Consider the following 22141-nt stretch of genomic DNA (forward strand, 5'->3'; position numbering starts at 1 on the left):
ACTAAATAAATAAAATTCAAAAAGTTGAGTGAAAATTCAACATATTTTCAATTCATTTTCTCATCATAAACTTTTAAAACTATCGACAAATTCAATTTCAAACAGATGAAATAAACAATAAGAATCATTATTATTCGCATACAAATTTGCACTACTCTTAGTGAGTTTAAGTATGTCTTTTATCAAATCACGCAAAAAGATTGTTACTACAGCAATCGCTTCATCTCTTTCAGTTATTGCAACGTCAGCCATCGCTCAAGACGAAATCGCAAAACTACCAACAATTAAAGCACAAGCAACGACTGAACAAGGTTTAAAAGTAGATCAGTCTGCCAATACAAAATTTGTTGCGCCACTTTTGGATACACCTAAATCTGTATCTGTTATTTCAAAACAGCTGATTCAAGATACTCAAGTAACAACACTTGCAGATGCACTCCGTACAGTTCCAGGAATTACCCTTGGTGCTGGTGAAGGTGGTAACCCAAATGGTGATCGTCCATTTATTCGTGGTTATAACTCTGAAAGTTCTATGTTTGTGGATGGTGTGCGTAATTCCACTTCACAAAACCGTGAAATGTTTGCAGTAGAACAAGTAGAAGTCATCAAAGGGTCAGCATCTTCACTTGGTGGTGCTGGTTCGGTTGGTGGTAGTGTAAACATGATTTCTAAAGTCGCTAAAAAAGGCGATGCTTTAGAAGGCTCTGTTGCGGGTGGTACAGATAACTACCAACGTATTACCCTAGATGGCAATAAAGATTTTGGTAATGGGATTGCTGCTCGTATTGCAGTAATGGGGCACCAAAATGAGAAAGCGGGTCAACATGACGGCGCAGAATATAAACGTGCTGGTATTGCGCCAAGTATTACTTTTGGCTTAGACACTGCGACTCGTGCGACGTTAAGTTACTACTATTTAAAGTCAGACGATACACCAGATTCGGGTGTGCCATATAATTATGATGCTTTGAAAAAAGCAACTTTTGGTAAGCCTGTAGATGTTAAACAAGGCATTTACTATGGCTTACATGATCGTGATTTTCAAAAACAAGAAAACCAAATTGGTACAATTAAATTAGAACATGATTTAACTGACAATTTAACCATTACCAATACTGCAGTGTATAACAAGTCAACGAATGATTATCTTTGGACTCAACCAGATGACTCAAAAGGTAATGTCCTAAATGATAAAGTTTGGCGTCGTATTAACTCACGTATTACTGACACAGATATTTTCACAGATCAACTTGCATTGACTGGTAAATTTAACACTGGTGCAATTAAGCATAAGTTTAATGTTGGTGCAGAATATAGTGATCAAAAATCAGATAAAGGTAGCTATACGACCACTTATCCAGGTTACACAGGTACTACAACTGGTGGTTTCAACAGCGATTGTAAAATCAATGATGCGTGGTGTACGTCTTTAACAAATCCAAATTCGAAAGAAGAATGGTTAGGTTCGGCAGTTGCTAATCGTAATACCACCACGACGACAACAAAAGTTACATCAGTTTATTTGCTTGACAATATTGAATTTAATCCACAATGGCTACTTGACCTAGGTGTTCGTTGGGACAAATTTGACACTGAGCAAGTGACGAATGCAACAGGCGCTAAACTAGAAAGTAATAAAGACTTTTTTACTTACCAAGCTGGTTTGACATATAAACCTATGAAAAATGGTTCGATCTATGCAAGCTATGCAACATCAGCTAACCCAGTGGGTGTTGATGGTGGTGATGGTTCAGAAGCGATCGGACAAGCTTATATGGACTTAAAGCCAGAAGAAGCGCGTACTTATGAAGTTGGAACTAAATGGGACCTCTTCAATGATCGCTTAAACTTAACAGCTGCTGTATTCCGTACAGAAAAACAAAATACTCGTATCCAATTAGATGCTGGTACCTACACCAACGGTGGTGAAAGTAAAGTTGATGGTGTTGAGCTTAGTGCTACAGGTAAAATTACAGACAAATGGAATATTACGGCTGGATACTCTTATCTAGACAGTGAAATGACCAACCCTGGTCCGTCATGTAATCGTGCTGGAACATGTACATACCCTAACCCAGCGAAAGGCAAACAACTTCCTAACGTACCTAAAAACTCTGCAACACTTTGGACAACCTATCAAGTTCTTCCACAGTTAACTGTTGGTGCTGGGGCATTAGGTATGGACAAAGTCTATGGTGATGCTGCCAATACTAAGTATGTATCAGGTTATGTACGTTATGATGCAATGGCTCGCTACAACGTCAACAAAAATGTTGATTTACAGCTTAATGTAAACAACCTTTCAGACAAGCGTTATTTTACTAAAGCTTATGCATCTCACTATGCAACAGAAGCTGAAGGTCGTAATGCTGTCTTATCAATTAACTTTAAATATTAATAGTTAATACTTTAAAAATTAAAGTGAAATGGCTCCTTTTCATAGGGGCCATTTTTTTACCTACAATTTAGCTCGTTGTGTCTTTTATTGAAGATAACTTCCGTCGTTATTAATACTTACTAAAAAATAATTCTATAATTTCCAATAGTTACTTTTTACCATTCATTAAAAATACTTTAAATTTCAGCAATATGATCAAACCCCATCAATCATATCCCCTATAGTTTTCTTTAATTATCTTTAATAAATTAAACAGTTTTTCCGTATGAATAATCATTTATAGTCATTGTGAATGAAAATAATTATCATTAGAATTCGCATCTAAAGAATTCTGTTACATGATTTAACATTTCCTCCATATTTACTGTACGTTCCTCACACTCATAAATGAATGTGCAGTTATGGAAATTCTAAAGTTACTCTTAGGGATACCTACAATGGCCAATATCAAAAGCCGTAAACATAACAAAGCGAAATCACTTGTTGCTTTAGCTGCTACCCTTCCTTTTATTGCACATGCTGCAACGACTGAGAGTGAACCAGTAAAACTTCCATTGATTACTGTAAAATCTGAAGTGGAAAATACGACATATAAGGCAGATCAGATTAGCTCTCCAAAATATACTCAACCATTACTTGATACACCTCAAACAATTTCCGTAATAAAAAAGGAATTATTACAAGAACAAGGGGCAACATCTTTAGTTGAGGCTTTGCGTAATACACCAGGAATCACATTACAACTTGGTGAAAATGGTAATACCAGTGCTGGTGATGCCTTTCAAATGCGAGGTTTTTCAACCCAAACATCAACTTATGTAGATGGTATTCGTGATCTAGGCGCTATAAGCCGTGATGTATTTAACTTAGAGCAAATTGAAGTCGTCAAAGGACCTTCTGGCTCAGAAGCAGGACGTGGAGCTGCGGCAGGCTATATTAACCTTGTAAGTAAATTACCTTATCTACAAAATAGTCGTTCTATTTCAGCAACCTATAACACTGCTGAACATGCTCGTCTGTCTGCTGATATTAATCAAGCGCTCAATAACAACACTGCTGTTCGCTTAAATGTTATGGGACAAAATGGTGGTATCGAGGGCCGTGACTATATTGAAAACAACAGCTATGCCGTTGCTCCTGCAATTGCTTTCGGTTTAGATACAGATACTCGTTTCTATTTATATTCACAACATGTTCGTCAGCGTAATATTCCAGATGGAGGTATTCCTACCATTGGTCTAAAAGGCTTTTGGAATACAGATTCAGATTTAGCCAAAGCACCTAAAGTTGATCGCGAAAACTATTACGGTCATATCGATGACCATGAAGATGTCGATGCAGATATAGTAACTGCAAAAGTTGAGACAGACCTTACTGAGAATTTAAAATTTACAAATATCTCTCGTTTTGGCAAAACCGAAATGGATCGTGTTTTAACAGGGATCAATACACTAAGCAGAAATAATTCCACGGATCCATCGCAATGGACCATAACCCGCTCTCGCCAAGGTGTAGACCAAGAGAATAAAATTATTGCAAACCAAAGTACAATTAATTGGGGAGTTAAAACAGGCACTATCGAACATGATGTTGTTTTAGGTCTAGAATTATTAAAAGAACAACAATACACAAAAAGCTTATCAACGCAGACACCAGGTACTAAAGCACCAACCACACCAAATGCAAATTTATATCACCCCGATCGATATCAAGTTTTACCAAACTTAGTTGATACAGGTGGCTATTCAAATGGTACGACTGATACAGCAGCTTTATATGCATTCGATACATTGAAATTTGGAGAACGTTTCCAACTCAGTGGTGGTATCCGTGTTGATTATTATGAAACTGATTTCAAAGGTTTATCAGTTGCTACAAATGCAACAACTTTAGCTATCACCAAAACACCAACAAATTTAACAGCAAACGATACTTTGGTCAGCTGGAAACTAGGTGGCTTATTTAAGCCTACAAGCAAAAGTAGTGTTTATGCCGCTTATGCAAAATCGTTAACGCCTCCAGGAAGTGCTAACTTTAGTCTTTCTCCAGAAGGGATTAACAGTGCTGCGGCTAAACCACAAGAAACTAATAATTATGAAATAGGCACAAAGTGGGATTTGCTTAATGACCAATTGGCTGTAACAGCTGCTGCTTATTATACTGAAAATGAAAACCAATTTACTCAAGATGTGATTACTAAAGAATCCATTCAAGAAGGCAAAACGATAGTCAAAGGTATAGAACTCGGTGCAGTTGGTAAAATTACAGATGCATGGAATATTTCTGCTGGTGTTGCTCATATGAAAACTGAGCAAGAAGATCAACTCAGTATTAATGCAACAACTGGTGCAATTACCAAAACCAATAATGTCCGCTGGTCGCCAGAATGGACTGCAAGCTTATGGTCAACTTATGATATTAAAGGCTTTAAAGTTGGTGTTGGTGCACGTTATGTAGATGATCAAAAACGTGTCATCACTGACAGTACTTCACTTGCTGCAATGCCTTCTATTCCAAGCTATGTAGTATTCGATGCTTTAGTCGGTTATACATTCAATAAAAATGCATCTGTAAATTTAAATGTCTACAACCTTGCAGATAAAGACTATATCAGTACATTAAATAATGGTGGTGGCCGTGTGGTGCTTGGACAACCTCGTTCAGCAGCATTAACGCTGAACTATAAATTCTAAAATTCAATTAAATTTACATTTAGTTGAATGTCAAAAAGTAGTACATTCTCTGTGAATATACTACTTTTTTATTTGCACAAAATATTGTTTCAAGGAGTGATTAAATTCAATGATGCTACATATCCCCGAAGTCTTAAGCAAACAACAAGTTTCTGAGTTTAGAAAATTATTGGAAGATGAAAAACTTTGGGTGAATGGTAGAAACAGTGCAGGCGCTCAGGCACAACAAATTAAAAATAATTTACAAGTTGATGTGCAACATGAAGTCTATCAAATGATTTCCACACAGATTTTAAAAATCCTAAAACAAAACCTTTTAGTTCAATCTGCAGGATTACCAAAACATATTTTACAGCCCATGCTAAATTGCTATCAGGATTCAGGAAACTACGGCAACCATGTTGATAATGCAGTGCAATATTCGTCACTGACAGGACAAATGATCCGTACAGATGTTTCGATGACAATATTCTTATCCGAACCAGATGAATATGAAGGTGGTGAACTGATTGTTGAAGACAACTACGGTAGTCATGAAGTGAAACTTGATGCAGGCGATGCAATTCTCTATCCAGCTACGAGCCTACACCGTGTCGAACCAGTAACGTCTGGACAACGAATTGCCGCTTTTACATGGATGCAAAGCATGGTTAAAGACGATTGGCAACGTAGTATGTTATTTAATTTAGATATCACCATTATCAAACTACGTCAGCAATTGGGTGATAATGAAGAAGTGGTTAGTTTAACCAGTCATTATCATAACTTACTTCGTCAATGGGGCAATTTATGATTTCGACAACAGCAAATACTCCTATTACTCCACTCACTCAAATTCCAGCATATTTACAGACAATTGCGGATTACGAGAAACAAGCAGAACAGCATCTGCCTGAAAACACTTGGCACTACTTGCAAGGTGGGGCGATGGATGAGCAAAGTGTTCAAGAAAACTTACAACAATTTAAAAATATTCAACTGATTCCAAGACTGCTCAATGACTTAACTCAAGGCTCGACAGAATGTGAAATTTTAGGGCAAAAATTTCCTCATCCAATTTTTCTTGCACCGATTGGACATCAACAATTGTTCCACCCAGAGGGCGAAGCTGCGGCTGCACTGGCAGCCGAAGTTTTAGGAAGTAATATCGTACTGAGTACTTTCACCAATACCGATATGCGAAGTTTAAAACAAGAAAACCCGCTGAAATGGTTCCAACTGTATTGGCAAGGTGATCGTGAGAAATCATTGGCCTTAGTTCGACTCGCAGAACAACAAAATTTTAAAGCGCTTGTGATTACAGTAGATTCACCGCATACAGGGATTCGTGATCGTGAACGTCGGGTGAATTTTCAATTGCCAGAAGGCATGCAACACCCCCATACACCCACCCACATTCCCCTACCCGAAATTTCTGAGCATCAACATCCTGTATTCAACGGTTTAATGCAAATTGCACCCAAATGGGCAGATATCGAATTTATAATTGCCCATAGCCATTTGCCTGTAATTTTAAAGGGTGTGCTACATCCACTCGATGCAAAAAAAGCAGTCGAAATCGGCGTAAAAGGCTTAATCGTTTCTAATCATGGTGGGCGAGTACTCAATACGAGTATTTCCCCACTGATCGCCTTAGCAAAAATTAAGGCCGTTGTTCCTCATGATTTTCCTTTACTTTTGGATGGTGGAATCCGCCGTGGTACAGATATATTTAAAGCATTGGCTTTAGGCGCATCTGCAGTGCTGATTGGCCGTCCTGCGATCTACGGGCTCTCTGTTGCTGGTGCTTTAGGTGTCGCCCATGTGATTAAAATTTTAAAGGAAGAATTTGAAATTACCATGGCATTAATGGGAACTGCTACCGTAAAAGAAATCAATCAAGAATATATTTTTCAAGATTAAGTCATTCAAAGGAAATTTTTCTCTCAACTGATATTTTTTATGCAAATTAAGGAAATTATTTCCAAGATAATTGTTTTAGAATTAATCTTAAGTTAAACCATTTGTAAGTTATCAGTGTTTAGATTTATCTCGTGTTACCCACGTATAAATTTATGAAAATTTACTGTGTTTTCATCTTAAAAACACTTGTAAATTGAACAGATAGACACAATCTATATTTGTAGTAAGTTGCCTTTACCCAAGAGACGAGCAACAACAACTACACAAGGAGTTACCTCATGATGTTGGCTGATCCAAGTAAAAAATATCGTCGCATGTACCAACGTGTAGACTTGCCTGACCGTCAATGGCCAAATAACGAAATCAATAAAGCGCCAATTTGGATGAGTACTGACCTTCGTGATGGTAACCAAGCGATTTTCGAGCCAATGAACATCGAACAAAAATTCAAAATGTTCGAAATGTTGGTCAAAATTGGCTTTAAACATATTGAAATTGGCTTTCCTTCAGCATCACAAGTTGATTTTGATTTCACCCGTAAGTTGATTGAAGAAGGTCATATTCCAGATGACGTTTATATCGAAGTCTTGGTGCAAGCGCGTGATCATTTAATTGCACGGACTTTTGAGGCTTTACAAGGGGCAAAACGTGCCATTGTGCATATCTATAACTCAAATTCACCCACTTTCCGTAAAAAAGTATTGAATGTTGATGCCAATGGTGCAAAACAATTGGCAATGAATGCGGCAAGCAAAGTAAAAGAATATGCAGCCAAACAGCCTGAAACTGAATTTATTTTTCAATACAGTCCAGAATGTTTTACAGCAACAGAATTAGAGGTTGCTAAAGATGTCTGTGATGCAGTGACTGAAATTTGGGAAGCATCGCCTGACAATAAAGTCATTTTAAATTTACCTGCAACTGTTGAGGTTTCAGGTCCGCATGTCTATGCCGACCAAATCGAATGGATGCATCGTAATTTGCAACGTCGTGATGGTGTGATTATTTCAGTACATTGTCACAATGACCGTGGCTGTGGTATTGCAGCATCTGAGTTAGCGATCATGGCTGGTGCTGATCGTGTTGAAGGTTGTGTATTTGGGAATGGTGAACGTACTGGTAACGTGGACGTTGCTGCAATTGCATTAAACATGTACACACAAGGTGTGGCATGTGAGTTAGATTTCTCAAACATTAATGAGATTATTGCCACAATAGAAGAATGTACTGGCTTGCCTGTACACCCACGTCACCCATATGCTGGTGATTTGGTCTTTACTGCTTTCTCTGGTTCTCACCAAGATGCAATTAAAAAAGGCTTTGAGTTCCAAAAAGACGAAGAAATTTGGGATATGCCTTACTTACCAATCGACCCTAAAGATTTAGGACGTGATTATGATGCAGTGATCCGTGTCAACTCACAGTCGGGTAAAGGCGGTATTGCCTACTTATTAGAGTCAAACTATAACGTGGTTTTACCTCGTCGCTTACAGATTGAATTCTCACAAATTGTTCAGCAAGTTGCAGATGAAGAAGGCGTTGAAGTCTCAGCTCAACAAATTTGGACCTTGTTTAAAGACACCTATGTTGCTGCAAAAGATGCACATTATTCAGCGAAAAACTATAGATTGTCAGATGAAAATGGTAGCCAAGTAATTGAACTTGATGTGGTCATCAATGGTGAAACTCAGCGCTTACGTGGTGAAGGGAATGGTCCAATTTCTGCGATTTTAAATGCGCTTCAATTACCAATTGATGTCTTAAACTACGAAGAACGCAGTATCAGTTCAGGCGCACATGCAAAAGCGTTGGCATTGATCGAACTTCAAGTTCAAGGTACTGGTAAATCTGCATTCGGTGCTGGTGTGCATGACAATATTGTTACCTCTTCAATTGAAGCAATCATTGCGGCAACCAATCGTTTGATTGACCAAGGTGTTTTAAGTACTGAACAAGTCATCGCTGCTGCTGTATAAGCGATATCAGTTAAAAGACTTTAGAAAGGATGCCCCCTAGTGGTATCCTTTCTTTTATTTATTGATGTTATCAAGCAATCTCTTCGAACAGCTTTATATCTTTTAAAAATAATTTAAAGATAAAAAGATACATGGAAATTTCATCCATGATTGTTTGAGATCAGACTGGTGTTGGCGAGTAGTGAACACGTTTGGCGATGAGAAGCAAAGTTTCACAAGATCGCTCTCTGATAAAGCTTAAGCTTTTCATTTTTTCGAAAGAAGAATACGTTGAGCCTCAGCAAAGCCAAAACATTCATTGTGACCCTACTCGACATCATCACTCATCCTGAAGTGAACTTTAATGATAAAAGCTATTGTGAAAACCATGGAATATCATTAATTTATTAGCCATACAGATGACTTAGATATCTCTAATATCCGTAATTTATCGACCTTCTAAAATTTTAAGGTGAACATTTCCAGTGTCTTTTCCAGCTGATTCAGTGGGGCTCGTTACTCCACAAAAGTTTGAATTTGAAGAACCGTTAGAGCTTGAGTGTGGTCGAGTATTGCCACGCTATGAAATCATGGTGGAAACCTATGGTGAGCTCAATGCAGATAAATCAAATGGAATTTTGATTTGCCATGCACTTTCAGGACATCATCATGCGGCTGGCTATCACCATGAAGACGATAAAAAAACCGGCTGGTGGGATGCATGTATTGGGCCTGGTAAAGCCATTGATACCTCGAAGTTTTTTGTGGTCGCACTCAACAATATCGGGGGGTGTAGTGGCTCAACGGGACCCACTTCACCTAACCCTGAAAATGAAAATCGCCCATACGGTCCCGACTTTCCATTAGTGACTGTACGTGATTGGGTTAAAACCCAAGCCCTCCTCTCTGACCGCTTAGGGATAGATGTTTGGTATTCAATCATTGGTGGTTCTTTAGGTGGCATGCAGGCTTTACAATGGTCTGTGGACTATCCAGATCGTTTACAAAAATGTGTCATCATTGCCAGCGCACCAAAGCTTTCCGCACAAAATATTGCATTTAACGAAGTGGCACGTCAGTCCATTTTGTCTGATCCAGATTTTCACAATGGCCGCTATTTAGAACTCGATAGTTATCCAAAACGTGGCTTAATTTTGGCACGTATGGTGGGGCATATTACCTACCTTTCTGAAGAAGCCATGAAACAAAAATTTGGCCGTGATTTAAAATCAGGCAAATTTATGTATGGTTTCGATGTTGAGTTCCAAGTTGAAAGCTATCTGCGTTATCAAGGCGAACAATTCAGTCGTAACTTTGATGCCAATACTTATCTGATCATGACCAAAGCCTTGGATTATTTCGATCCATCACGTGAATATGAACAGTCACTGACGAAAGCCCTATCTAATACCAAATGCCGCTTTTTAGTGGTGTCATTTACAACAGACTGGCGTTTTAGCCCAGAACGTTCACAAGAGATTGTCAACGCCTTGATTACCAATCAAAAGCCTGTGAGTTATTTGGATATTGATGCTGAACAGGGTCATGACTCATTCCTATTCCCTATCCCCTTGTACGTCAAATCCTTACGTGCATTTTTAGGTGGTATTGAACACCTTAATTCAACACCTAAGGAGGCTTTGTAATGCGTATTGACCAACAGCTTGCAGAAAAATGGATCAATGCTGGTGCAAGTGTGCTCGATTTAGGTTGTGGTGATGGCGAATTATTGTCACAAATGAGCAAAAAACAGCAAATTCATGCTTACGGGCTAGAAATCGATCAAGAAAAGATTGCAATTGCCGTCAGCAAAGGGTTAAATATTATACAACAAGACTTAAACCTCGGTTTGGGACGCTTTGCCGACCAGTCTTTTGACTATGTGGTTATGGCACAAGCTTTGCAAGCTGTAGATGCACCTGATGTGCTTCTGCGCGATATGGTGCGTGTGGGGAAACAAGCAATTATTACGTTTCCTAACTTTGCGTATTGGAAAACACGGTCTTTCCTTGCACTGAAAGGCAAGATGCCTGTTTCTGATGCCTTACCGTATATGTGGTACAATACACCTAATATCCACTTATGCACCTTTCGTGATTTTGAAGCATTATGTGCTGAAAATCAGATTCAAATTATTGATCGACTCGCTGTAAATGGGAACCAACAAGGTAGCTTTTTAAGTAAAGCCATACCGAATTTGTTCGGCGAAGTCGCTATTTATCGAGTGAGCGCTCTATGAAGAAATTATTATTAGGCAGTACGTTATTTTTTGGGCTAGTGAGTATTCAAGCCCATGCGGACTATGTACCGCAGCAACAACAATCTGTATCAGCAATGGCAGCACAATATGCACATATGAATGTGACAGATTTGCAAAAAGCAGCCAAAGCTGGCCAACCTGCTGCACAATTTTATTTAGCAACACATTTCCAGGCTGGTACTGGCGGTGTATCTAAAGACCTTAAACAAGCATTTACATGGTTTAAAGCTGCGGCTGACCAAGGTATTTCTGCGGCTCAGTTGAATGTGGGTCGTATGTATGCTGATGGTTTAGGCGTTTCTAAAAGCGAAACATCTGCGCGTCAATACTTTGAAAAAGCAGCAAGCCACGGCGATAACCGTGCAAGCTTTAATCTTGCGGTGATGGAAGAGCAAAAGAAAAACTACATGGGCGCTTATCAGTGGTATGAGCTTTCTACACGTGATGGTATGTTAGACAATAAAGTGATTAACATGTCACAAACCAAAAAAACTGCTTTGGCTGCTAACTTAACTCAAGACCAAATTCGTACTGCAACACAACGTGCAGATCAATGGATTCAAGCTCAATAATTTGATTTTCATCGATCATAAAAGCACCTTCGGGTGCTTTTTTTACTGCTATCCATTTAAGTATTTCAACTGGGATTGTTGACAATGCAAGACCTATTCAAACAATTAATTCAATATGAATGCGGGTTGCATCATCGTGATCGTCAAAACTTTCAAATACTTGATCAACGGTTACATCCAGATTTTAAAGAAATTACCAAATCAGGGTGGGTTGTGCATAAAGCCCAAATGATTGAAGCACTTTTAAACGATACAGATACCGACATCATTCAAGCACAGGATTTTCAAGTTCAGTCGTTATCTGATCATAGCGTTTTACTGACCTATCAAAGCCATCAAATCAATGAGGCAACTCAAGCTCAATACAATGTGGCTTTACGCAGTTCAATTTGGGTTATGAATGATCACGGTATATGGCAAATGATTTTCCATCAAGGCACCACTTGTGCATTTGAGAAGTAAATCGAGTTCTTCTATGTATGGAAAAATATGCAAAAGAAAAAATATTATGCTTCACGCAAACAAATGATTCCTTTGGCGATTTTTGCTGGAATTTTGGCCTGCCCCTTTTGGGCTGCGACCGTGCTTTTAATCTTGGAAATGTTTGAATGGAAGAATGGCTTAAAAAGTCTCTTTTCGCTATTTCTTGTTACGCCATTGGGTCTCATTGCTTATTTTTTCAGTAATAAAGCTATTCAGATGTTTAGCAATCAACGTCCTATTTTAACCCTCTACCAAGACATGATTAGAAGCATTGATTTTAAAGGTCGAGTGATAATTAAAAAACACATTAAAATACCAGAGATCTATGAAGTTGAGCTCAAAAAAACCTTACTTGATCGACAATACTATTTACTTTTTATCATGAAAGATAACAGCAAACAGAAACTCAATGTTGGACTAGGTTTTATGAAAAATGAGGATGTTCTCGATTTAAAACAACAGTTAGACAAACGCATTAGCGCAAAAGCAAAACATATCCAGTAAAGCGTAAAGGACGAGAGAATTTAGCCGCATTTTATGACACAGATTAAGTTAAAATAACTCAATTTTAAATTTTGAGTCTGCATCATGTCATCAAAAGATTGGTTATCACAAGGAACACTGGTACTCGCAAGCAATAACAAAGGCAAAATTGCTGAATTTGAAAAATTGTTTGCTGAATTGGCTTTACCCGTTGAAGTGATTCCTCAAGGTCGACTGAATATCGAAGACGCGATTGAAGATGGCTTAAGCTTTATTGAAAATGCAATTATCAAAGCACGTCATGCAAGCCGTATTTCAGGTAAACCTGCGATTGCAGATGATTCTGGAATTTGCGTTCCCGTATTAGGTGGAGCACCAGGAATTTACTCTGCACGTTATGCAGGTGAACATGGCGATGATACAGCCAATAATGCAAAATTGCTGGAAAACCTTAAGCCTTTACGCCAAGACGATCAAGCGATTGAAGCAATGTTCGTATGTGTATTGGCATTGGTTGAACATGCAGATGACCCTTTACCACAAATCTTCCAAGGGATCTGGCAAGGTGAAGTACTCGAGCAAGCTCGTGGTGAAAATGGTTTCGGTTATGACCCACTGTTCTGGCTACCCGAGCTAAATATTTCAAGCGCAGAAATGAGTAAAGAAGAAAAGAATAAAATTAGCCATCGTGGTCAGGCGATGCAATTGTTTAAAGCAAGCTTGAAATAAACAGTTAAAACCAGCCGTTTAAGATCATATGATTTTGTTAGATTCCTCCTCGCCGTTGAGCAAAGGAGGAATATGATAGATATCGCTAAAGCTTATCTAAAACGAAGCAAAATAAACCGATAAAACTATAAAAAATGAATCAACACACCATATAGGACGCATACCAAACAACTGACTATCGTTCCCGAAGCAATATATTTTGCTGAAACCCCAGTACCTTGATAGTGGGTTTCCAATGCGACAATATTGGCAGCTGGCGGTAAACAAAACAGTAAAAACATCACCCCAATATATTGATGGATCTGTGGAACAGGCAAAAAGAAATAAGCCAGACTGCACAATACAACACCACAAACTAACTTTAATATTGCAAGCTTAGTACTGGACATTAAATCCTCGATATGGACTTTGGTTTTTCTTAACCACATCCCCAATACACACATACCAGTAAAACTCATACTCCATTTAGCCAGAGTATAAATCCAATTAATCCAATCATTTGTCTGAAACTGTTGCACATCAAAACAACGTAAAAGCCCTGCAATGATCAAGGCAATCACAGGTGGCGATTGCAGTACTTTTTTGATAAGCAATTGTTTGGATTGCGGGGCTGAACTTACCGAAGTCACAGCCCAAGAGTTTCCAAAAATTGAAACCCCGATATAGAGCGGTATCATCAGCATACTATTGTCTGGACCAAATATAGCCAAGGCAATCGGAAAGCCGAGCCATGCCATATTGGTATAGCTAAAACACAATGAAGCTAAACGATCTTTAGACAGCGTGAGGTAAATAAAGAAAAGCGTAAAGCACGAGAAAAAAGCAAATAAGATTAAAGCAATACTGCCCGATTTATAAAATACCATATTGTAAATAATCACAATCGGGATAAATAAGCGAGCCAGCAGCAAAGACATGAATGATTTTAAGTTTACTGAAAATTTGCTATTCGTCAGTATCAGCCCACAGATAAATGATAAAACTGGAAATAACAAAGCCACAATACAACACCTTATTCTCAAATCATGAACATACTAGCATTTTCCAAATATAGATAACGTTGAACATATCAAAATAATTTATAAATATTGTCTGTCTTTAAATTGAAATATTAGTGTCACTTTTTTGTCATGGATAACTGTTGTTATAGCTGTTATTAAATAGGAGTTAAAACTATGGCTGGATTATCGATTTGGCATGTACTTATTTTTGCAATTGTTGTGATTCTACTATTTGGTACATCAAAGCTGAAAAACTTAGGTAAAGATGTTGGTGGTGCCGTCAAAGATTTTAAGAAATCAATTAAAGAAGAAGAGGCAACAACTGCTTCACTGACTGAAACACGTACCCTAGAACATCAAACAAGCAATACTGATGTGAACTCTACAGTAAAACACTAATCGGTGAGGCGTAGATCATGTTAGATGTTGGATTTTCAGAACTGTTAGTGTTTGGGATCATTGCTCTTTTAGTATTGGGACCAGATAAACTTCCTGAAGCTGCGCGTTTTGCTGCCAAATGGTATAGCAAATTTAAACGTGCAATTAGTAGTGTCCAAAATGACATCGACCGTGAATTACGTCTTTCTGAATTTAGAGAACAAATGCAACAAGAGATGCAAAAAATTCAAGAACTTGAACAAAAAATGCAGGCTCAGATGCAGGAGTTACAGCAACAAAAAATTGCTGTAGAACAAGAAAGTCATCTCGCAATAACAGACAATAAAAAAATTCACACGACTTATCATAAACTTGATATTACGGTTCCCGCTATTTATATGTCAAAGACTTGGTTAGATAAACAAAACTGTACTGTAACTCGACCACAAATTGTTCTTGTTAAAGAAGTACCGCAATTGAAGGTGGCTGTATGAGCGACTCATTAGCACCACAAGTACATGATGCCTCATCTACCGAGACGCCGCCTTTAGATGCGATGCCGATTACTCAACACCTGATGGTGTTACGTAAGCATTTATTTAAAATTGTTGGCGCGCTCATTGCTCTATTTTTTTGTTTATTGCCATTTGCCAATAAGACCTATATTGCGTTATCAGAACCACTCAGAAAACAATTACCTGCAACCTCAACCATGATTGCAACTGATGTTACAGCAACCTTCATGGCGCCGTTTAAGTTAAACTTCTTTATTGCGCTGATGCTGGCGATGCCCTTTATCATCTATCAGCTTTGGGCGTTTATTAAACCAGCGTTATACGAAAAAGAAAAAAATCTAGCGTTTCCATTGCTGTTTGGCAGTATTGTGCTGTTTTATTCAGGGATTGCTTTTGCTTACTTTATTGCATTGCCATCTATCCTGCATTTCTTTATCAGTGTTTCACCAGAAACCGTCGCGCCAATGACCGATATCAATAGTTATTTAAGCTTCTGTCTAAAATTATTCTTGGTCTTTGGCGTAACCTTTGAAATTCCGATCATTACTTTAGTGTTAATTTTAGTTGGCTTCGTCACCACTAAAACATTGGCTGAAAAGCGCCGCTTTATCGTGGTGGGATGTTTCTTCGTATCTATGTTTATTACCCCTCCAGATGCAATTTCAATGATCATGCTCGCAATTCCAATGTGGATGCTATTTGAGCTGGGTTTATTGCTGGGTAAAGTAATTGAAAAACGTAAAACTGTAGATGCTTAAGTATCAAAATAAAAAAGCTTTTTTAATATTTAAATGACTTCTTTTGAGGTCATTTTTATTTTTAAGCGTGTTAAATTTTTTTAGAAACAACTATAAAAATAAGTCTATCGCTTAATCCTCTGCCCTTTTATTCAAATACATTAGATCTATTTCACAAGTCGAAAGTGATCAGGTTGAGTGAATTATATTGTGATTAAAAGTCCCTTCTCCCCTCGGGAGAAGGTTAGGATGAAGGGGATTTTATGTTGATCTATGCTTTTAATAAGCGCTTAGAAAAGAAGCCTATTATTAAAATCTCTTTATGAAACATCTCTATTAAAAAACAACTACAAGTTAATCCTGTTGATTCAATTCACCAAGCACATATCATGCTCAAATCAGTCATATCTCAATGTTTATAGAAATTGAACAGCACAGTAATTATCTAAATACAAATATGACAATCCTATTACTTTCTTAAAATAAGATTAAATTTAACCAATATTAAATATAAGAGTAAGAGATCTTACACATTTGTTCTGTATGTTTTTAAGCTGAATCAAAATCACATTTAATCAAGACTTAAAGCCAAAGGGAATCGTATGACAGACCTCACGCCATATCATGAAAATCAAGAGTTAGATAACAATACTTCGAATAACACACATTTCCGTGACATTTTAGAACAACGGATTTCTCGTCGTAGTTTAATTACAAAAACAGCAAGTGGTGCAGCTGCTCTCGCTTTAGCATCGAGCCTAGTCGGCTGTAATGACGACGATGACAATAACTCAACCCCAACAACGACTGTTAAAAAACCAGAAAAATTCACCTTTAACCCTGTTGCAAAAAACCTCAATGACATCGTCACTGTTCCTGCTGGTTATGAAGCAAATGTGCTTTATGCTTTAGGTGATCCATTAACGCAAACGATCCCTGACTGGGATGATAACAATGTTCCTTCAGGGGTCAGCTTTACAGCACGTTCAGGCGATTGTCATGATGGTATGAGCTATTTTGGCTTAAATTCCAATAGCTCTAAATATGATGCGAAAGCCTCAAACCGTGGCTTATTGGTCATGAACCATGAATACATTAATCAAACCTTCTTACATCCTAAAGGTGCAACAAAAGTAAATGGCCGTCGCCCAGAAGATGAAGTGATTCGTGAAGTTAATGCACATGGTGTCTCCGTCATTGAATTAAAAAAAGATGCAACCACACAAAAAGTAGAGATTGTAAAAAGCTCTCCATTTAATCGCCGTATTACAGCGTCAACGGTCATGGACTTTGCAGGCACAGTTGCAGGTTCCGATTTGGTAAAAACCAAATACTCAAGCTCAGCAAAGCAAACACGTGGCACACATAATAACTGTGGTAATGGTTATACGCCTTGGGGAACTTACCTCACCACAGAAGAAAACTTTATTGGATACTTTGTGCGTAATAAAGGTGACGATGCAAAACGTAGTGCGGCTGAAATCATCGCACTGAATCGCTATGGTTTAAAAGATGGTGCCAGCTCACGTTATGGCTGGGAAACTGCGATTGGGGCAATCGAGAGCCAAGACTTATATGACCGTTGGAACTCTTCAATTACCGCTGACTCAGCAGACAAAGATTATCGCAACGGCGCAAATACCTTTGGTTGGATTGTTGAAATCGATCCGTTCGATAGTCGTTCAAACCCCGTTAAACGTACATCTTTAGGTCGCTTTGCACATGAAGACTGTCGTTCAAGTCGCTTAATCGAAGGGGAAAATCTGGCCTTCTATATGGGCGATGACTCACGTGGCGAATATATCTACAAATTTGTATCTGATGCGAAGTGGGATGCAAAAGATGTGAATGGTGGCTATCGCGCTGGCGATAAATATATGAACAGTGGCAAGTTATATGTTGCGCAGTTCAATAATGATGGTACAGGTAAATGGATTGAATTGGCATACGGTAAAAATGGTTTAAATGATAGCAATACAGTCTATCCTTTTAGATCTCAAGCCGATGTCACTACTTTTGCACGTTTAGCCGGTGATTCGGTCAAAGCCACCAAAATGGATCGTCCAGAATGGGTTGCGGTGAACCCAGAGAATGGTGAAGTCTATGTCACCCTGACAAATAACTCGAACCGTGGTACAGCACATGCATTAGATGCTGCAAATCCACGAAACTATAGCGACCCAGAAGGCGGTAAAGGCAATGTAAATGGTCACATTATCCGCTTCCATGAAAAAGATAATAAAACCACTGCTGAAAGTTTTACTTGGGACATCTATCTCTTTGGTGCTGAAGCAAAAATGGCCAGTAACATCAACTTATCTGGTTTAAATGATAACAATGATTTATCTTCACCAGATGGTATGTGGTTCGATCCACGTGGTGTACTTTGGATTCAAACGGATGATGGTGCTTATACAGATACCACCAATTGTATGATGCTTGCTGCACTCCCTGGTAAAGTCGGTGATGGCGCAAAAGCAATATCATCTGCTGGGCAAGAAACGATCGTGGGTAAACAAGTCACTGATGAAAACCTGCGTCGCTTCCTAACAGGCCCAAAACAATGTGAAATCACGGGTGTCACCATGACACCCGACTACAAAGCCATTTTTATCAATGTTCAGCATCCTGGTGAAGACTCACCTAGCTTTGATAAGCCATCAAGTAACTGGCCTGCCTCACAAAAAGATCCAAGCAATAAGACCGCTCGCCCGCGCTCTGCAACTGTCGTCATTACTCGTAAAGATGGCGGTGTAATTGCTGGCTAATCAACTAAATTTATTCTTTTAAAGCCATAGTGATGAAAGTTGCTATGGCTTTTTATTTTTCAATAGCGCGCTTAATCTCTACTAACTCGCCCATATGTTCACCTTGTTGCGTTTTTTCGACCCAATCAATCTGAGTGTGACTTATGGTTAAGAAGTTGGAACAGCGTGTCCCATAAATTGGACTTTGAATAAATGTTGAAGACAACAAAGCTTCCATCTCAGGATTAATTCCAGTATTGGGCAGTAAATCAGGAATAATTTTACGTTCATCTTCTAAAATATCCCAAACAGCGAATTGTAGATCTTGTTCAGAGATAGAAGGAACTTGCAGCATGGGTAAAAATTCTTGGGTAAAGCGTTTACGTAAATGCTTGGTTTTTTCCCAATCGTCTGACATCAAGCCATTTGAAACGACAAATACACCTTGGGATAATACTTGAGGGGCTTCACCACGATTACTCATATAAACGGCTTGCTGTTGATCACCCACAAATAAGTTAAAACCTGCATAATCTCTTTGCCGCTTTTCCAGTGTTTGTGCAAAACGAATCGGTGTTTGATCTGACTCTAAAAAAGCTTGAATCAAATAGCCTCGTGTAGTCGGATAAGTTTGTTTATCAGCACCATCACGATAATTGGTAATCACTGCCCAACGTCCCTGTGGTGTGACCCCCATCCATGTCCCGCCGGATTGCAAATCTTGCCCTGCAATAATCGGACTGTTCGACCATGACTGTAATTGAGTGCTTGGACGATGGTAGAATTCGTCACGATTTGAAATTAAACAAACAGGTAAATCATCCAAAACTTGCCAAGCCAATGCCACAATACACATAAAATACATTCCATGAAGTTTACACATTGAATGTACAACATTTTTAATATGTTTCAGCTAAAATCTGTGCAAAATAGAAAATCAAGGATTAGGAATGCTCACCTACCCGAATATTGACCCAATTGCGATATCACTGGGTCCACTCAACGTCCATTGGTATGGACTGATGTATCTCTTGGCATTTTTATGTGCTTGGGGACTTGCTACTTATCGCGCTAAACAACGTGCTGACTGGAACTCTGAAATGGTTTCAGATCTGGTGTTCTTTGGCGCACTTGGAGTTGTGCTCGGTGGTCGTGTTGGTTATGTCTTATTTTACGAGTTTGGCAAATTTTTAGCAGATCCTATCTGGCTATTTAAAGTCTGGACTGGTGGTATGAGTTTCCACGGGGGCTTCCTTGGTGTAATGATCGCCATGCTTTTGTGGTGTCATAAATATAAGAAAACTTGGTTTGAAACCCTGGACTTCATTGCACCCTGTGTACCGACGGGCTTGATGTTTGGTCGAATTGGAAACTTCATCGGTGGTGAATTATATGGTCGTCAAGTTTCTGACCCTAACTTTGCGCTAGGTATGATCTTCCCGACTGATCCACTACATTTGGTTCGTCATCCATCTCAGCTCTATCAAGCGCTGTGTGAAGGACTGCTGCTGTTCCTTATTCTATGGTTCTATAGTGCTAAACCACGCCCACGTTATGCCGTGTCTGCAATCTTTCTAATGGGTTATGGCTGTGCTCGATTCTTTATGGAATTCTTCCGTGAACCTGATGCTGATCAAGGTTATATCTTGTTTGGCTGGATGACCAAAGGTCAAATCCTCTCATTCCCAATGATTCTGATTGGATTATGGTTAATTTGGTATGCCTACCAAAAGAAAATTTTTGACTGGGGTCCACAAAAAAATACTTAAGCCTTATGGGCTAAGTTTAAAAAGGTGAAGCTAAGCTTCACCTTTTTTATGCTAAATTATCATTATCCAATTTAAACGAAATCACTATGCTTGAATTTTGGTTTGATTCTAAAGTCTCGGTTGCAAAGAAGCTCATTTTTCTTATTTTATTGGCACTAGTCAGTATTGGACTATATTGGTACCAGCCTCTAACCCCTGATAATATTTTACTTTTTGCAGGTACAGGTATTATTTTTCTGATTTGTCGTTACTGTAAGGTGCATTTTGCAGCTCAACGTCCAACAGGATTTCTTTATCGTTTATTGACCTGGATTCCACTGGCTTTAGTTTTGGCATTGGTTTTTAAAAACATGAACAATGGGGAAATTTTAATCCCAGGCGCTCAAGGTATTGGCTTTATGGCCCTAGCGGTTTGTATTTTTTCACCACTCTCCCTACTCAATAAAAATTCATCTGAACACGTGTCTAAATAATGTTAGATTTTTGGTATTCAGCGCACTGTAGCCGTGAAATGAAAGTGATCATCTCAATCTTAACCTGTGTAATAATTTATTATTGCGCCACGATTGAGAAGTTAAGTCCAACGTTTACCGTAATGTGTTTAGCAATTGGAATCTCTACGCATTTATTAAGAATGCTAGGGCTAAAAATTGCTCAACAAAATGTCTATGCTCAAGGTTTTAAAATTTTATTTTCAATCTACCCATTGCTTGCACTTATGCTTTTAATGGCTTTTTTACCCGCACAACATAAAATATTGACCTCGATTCAAGCGGTTGGCTTTGCTGCATTGGGTCTATTTATCATGTCAATTTATTAAAATCGCGCAAAACGCTTTGACTAAAGCGTGTTGTAGTAAAAAAGCATAGTAATAAAAAAGGAAGCCTTTCATTCCAAAAGCTTCCTTTTTTATCTTTTAATCCGTAATAGATTAAATGCTTTTGACTGTGAAACTAAGCAGCTAGACGATAATATTCATAGGTTACATTTGGGTCTTTATACACATCGTAACTACGTTGTCTAAAATCAGAAACCCATTGAGAACCTGTAAATCCGGCAATATGACCATAACGATGACGACTAGTACTGTTGATGATATAAATATCACCTTCTTGAGGATTATCGAAGTCAGGACGGATTTGCTTATAACCAATCTCAGTTAAAGTCGAACCCCAATCTGAAGCAGCAACAGGATGATCAGAAAAACGCGCACCGGCTGATTCAAGCGCTATACGCACATATCTTGCACAACGATGTGCAGTAGTACTACGTGACATACTGACAAGTTTTTCAGTAAATTTGCTAATATCGATTAAGCTTTCTTTCTTAAATGCTTCAGTTTGATTTTTAAAAGTTTCAAATGCTTTATTTTTTAAGTATTCATCTGGTCGAAAATTATTATTTTGATTTTCCGATCGAATCTGAATATGAACCGTGGGATTCACGTATTCATTCATATTAACATTGTGGTCGTAAATCATGCATTGTCCTCAAACTGCCCTTTTGAATTGATTCAAAC

The 22141-nt window shown here is 38.4% G+C and carries 21 protein-coding genes; 18 read left to right on the forward strand and 3 right to left on the reverse strand.

Going from position 1 to position 22141, the window contains the following annotated elements:
• Positions 1-172 precede the first annotated feature (172 nt).
• From GJV03_RS11035 to rdgB, 11 genes are all read left to right on the forward strand, one after another.
• Positions 173-2398 carry a TonB-dependent siderophore receptor gene (locus GJV03_RS11035; protein WP_154130095.1) on the forward strand — a complete coding sequence of 742 codons (2226 nt, stop codon included), beginning with the start codon at positions 173-175 and terminating at the stop codon, positions 2396-2398.
• A 437-nt stretch (positions 2399-2835) separates the two neighbouring features.
• Entirely contained in the window at positions 2836-5091 is a 2256-nt protein-coding gene (locus GJV03_RS11040) for a catecholate siderophore receptor Fiu (RefSeq protein WP_154130096.1), read from the forward strand.
• A 109-nt stretch (positions 5092-5200) separates the two neighbouring features.
• The gene (locus tag GJV03_RS11045) at positions 5201-5884 is read left to right on the forward strand and encodes a Fe2+-dependent dioxygenase (RefSeq protein ID WP_056514087.1); all 684 of its coding nucleotides are present in this window, start codon (positions 5201-5203) and stop codon (positions 5882-5884) included.
• Entirely contained in the window at positions 5881-6993 is a 1113-nt protein-coding gene (locus tag GJV03_RS11050) for an alpha-hydroxy acid oxidase (RefSeq protein WP_154130097.1), read from the forward strand. Before GJV03_RS11045 ends, GJV03_RS11050 begins: the two co-directional genes overlap by 4 nt.
• 278 nt (positions 6994-7271) lie before the next feature.
• Entirely contained in the window at positions 7272-8969 is a 1698-nt protein-coding gene (leuA, locus tag GJV03_RS11055; protein WP_004726520.1) for a 2-isopropylmalate synthase, read from the forward strand.
• Between the two features lie 464 nt (positions 8970-9433).
• Positions 9434-10594 (forward strand): homoserine O-acetyltransferase, encoded by a 1161-nt coding sequence (locus GJV03_RS11060; protein WP_004726519.1) that lies wholly within the window; start codon positions 9434-9436, stop codon positions 10592-10594.
• Entirely contained in the window at positions 10594-11187 is a 594-nt protein-coding gene (gene metW / locus GJV03_RS11065; protein ID WP_004726517.1) for a methionine biosynthesis protein MetW, read from the forward strand. The genes GJV03_RS11060 and metW overlap by 1 nt, the downstream gene beginning before the upstream one ends.
• Positions 11184-11780: a tetratricopeptide repeat protein gene (locus GJV03_RS11070; protein ID WP_004726515.1), complete on the forward strand. Its 597-nt coding sequence runs from the start codon at positions 11184-11186 to the stop codon at positions 11778-11780. Before metW ends, GJV03_RS11070 begins: the two co-directional genes overlap by 4 nt.
• Positions 11781-11864: 84 nt before the next feature.
• Positions 11865-12242, forward strand: coding sequence for a DUF4440 domain-containing protein (locus GJV03_RS11075; RefSeq protein ID WP_056514081.1), 378 nt, complete (start codon positions 11865-11867; stop codon positions 12240-12242).
• A gap of 27 nt (positions 12243-12269) precedes the next feature.
• Positions 12270-12767, forward strand: coding sequence for a hypothetical protein (locus tag GJV03_RS11080; protein ID WP_154130098.1), 498 nt, complete (start codon positions 12270-12272; stop codon positions 12765-12767).
• Between the two features lie 84 nt (positions 12768-12851).
• Positions 12852-13475 carry an RdgB/HAM1 family non-canonical purine NTP pyrophosphatase gene (gene rdgB / locus GJV03_RS11085; protein ID WP_096732960.1) on the forward strand — a complete coding sequence of 208 codons (624 nt, stop codon included), beginning with the start codon at positions 12852-12854 and terminating at the stop codon, positions 13473-13475.
• A 125-nt stretch (positions 13476-13600) separates the two neighbouring features.
• Here rdgB and GJV03_RS11090 read toward each other — a convergent pair whose 3' ends face one another.
• Positions 13601-14476 carry a permease gene (locus GJV03_RS11090; protein WP_354666850.1) on the reverse strand — a complete coding sequence of 292 codons (876 nt, stop codon included), beginning with the start codon at positions 14474-14476 and terminating at the stop codon, positions 13601-13603.
• 174 nt (positions 14477-14650) lie between these two features.
• Between GJV03_RS11090 and tatA the strand changes: the two genes are divergently transcribed.
• From tatA to GJV03_RS11110, 4 genes are all read left to right on the forward strand, one after another.
• A complete protein-coding gene (gene tatA, locus GJV03_RS11095) occupies positions 14651-14875 on the forward strand; it encodes a Sec-independent protein translocase subunit TatA (protein WP_004726505.1) in 225 nt (74 codons plus the stop codon).
• 17 nt (positions 14876-14892) lie between these two features.
• Positions 14893-15348 carry a Sec-independent protein translocase protein TatB gene (gene tatB, locus GJV03_RS11100; protein ID WP_004818879.1) on the forward strand — a complete coding sequence of 152 codons (456 nt, stop codon included), beginning with the start codon at positions 14893-14895 and terminating at the stop codon, positions 15346-15348.
• The gene (tatC, locus tag GJV03_RS11105; protein ID WP_154130100.1) at positions 15345-16127 is read left to right on the forward strand and encodes a twin-arginine translocase subunit TatC; all 783 of its coding nucleotides are present in this window, start codon (positions 15345-15347) and stop codon (positions 16125-16127) included. The genes tatB and tatC overlap by 4 nt, the downstream gene beginning before the upstream one ends.
• Before the next feature lie 581 nt (positions 16128-16708).
• Complete coding sequence (locus GJV03_RS11110; RefSeq protein WP_105713378.1) at positions 16709-18874, forward strand: PhoX family phosphatase; 2166 nt, start codon at positions 16709-16711, stop codon at positions 18872-18874.
• 52 nt (positions 18875-18926) lie between these two features.
• On the opposite strand, the gene GJV03_RS11115 is transcribed toward GJV03_RS11110, so the two are convergent.
• The gene (locus tag GJV03_RS11115) at positions 18927-19709 is read right to left on the reverse strand and encodes an NRDE family protein (protein WP_105713379.1); all 783 of its coding nucleotides are present in this window, start codon (positions 19707-19709) and stop codon (positions 18927-18929) included.
• A gap of 94 nt (positions 19710-19803) precedes the next feature.
• Between GJV03_RS11115 and lgt the strand changes: the two genes are divergently transcribed.
• The 3 genes from lgt (at position 19804) to GJV03_RS11130 (ending at position 21442) form a co-directional block, all read left to right on the forward strand.
• Positions 19804-20622 carry a prolipoprotein diacylglyceryl transferase gene (gene lgt, locus GJV03_RS11120; RefSeq protein ID WP_004726496.1) on the forward strand — a complete coding sequence of 273 codons (819 nt, stop codon included), beginning with the start codon at positions 19804-19806 and terminating at the stop codon, positions 20620-20622.
• Positions 20623-20708: 86 nt separating this feature from the next.
• On the forward strand, positions 20709-21095 hold the full coding sequence (locus GJV03_RS11125; protein WP_154130101.1) for a hypothetical protein: 387 nt from the start codon (positions 20709-20711) through the stop codon (positions 21093-21095).
• Positions 21095-21442, forward strand: a complete 348-nt coding sequence (locus GJV03_RS11130; protein WP_154130102.1) for a hypothetical protein — start codon at positions 21095-21097, stop codon at positions 21440-21442. Before GJV03_RS11125 ends, GJV03_RS11130 begins: the two co-directional genes overlap by 1 nt.
• A 133-nt stretch (positions 21443-21575) precedes the next feature.
• Here GJV03_RS11130 and GJV03_RS11135 read toward each other — a convergent pair whose 3' ends face one another.
• On the reverse strand, positions 21576-22103 hold the full coding sequence (locus GJV03_RS11135; protein WP_004726489.1) for a hypothetical protein: 528 nt from the start codon (positions 22101-22103) through the stop codon (positions 21576-21578).
• Between the last annotated feature and the right edge of the window lie 38 nt (positions 22104-22141).

The organism is Acinetobacter sp. RIT698 (genome assembly GCF_009668065.1).
In the GTDB taxonomy this organism is placed as follows: Bacteria; Pseudomonadota; Gammaproteobacteria; order Pseudomonadales; family Moraxellaceae; genus Acinetobacter; species Acinetobacter guillouiae.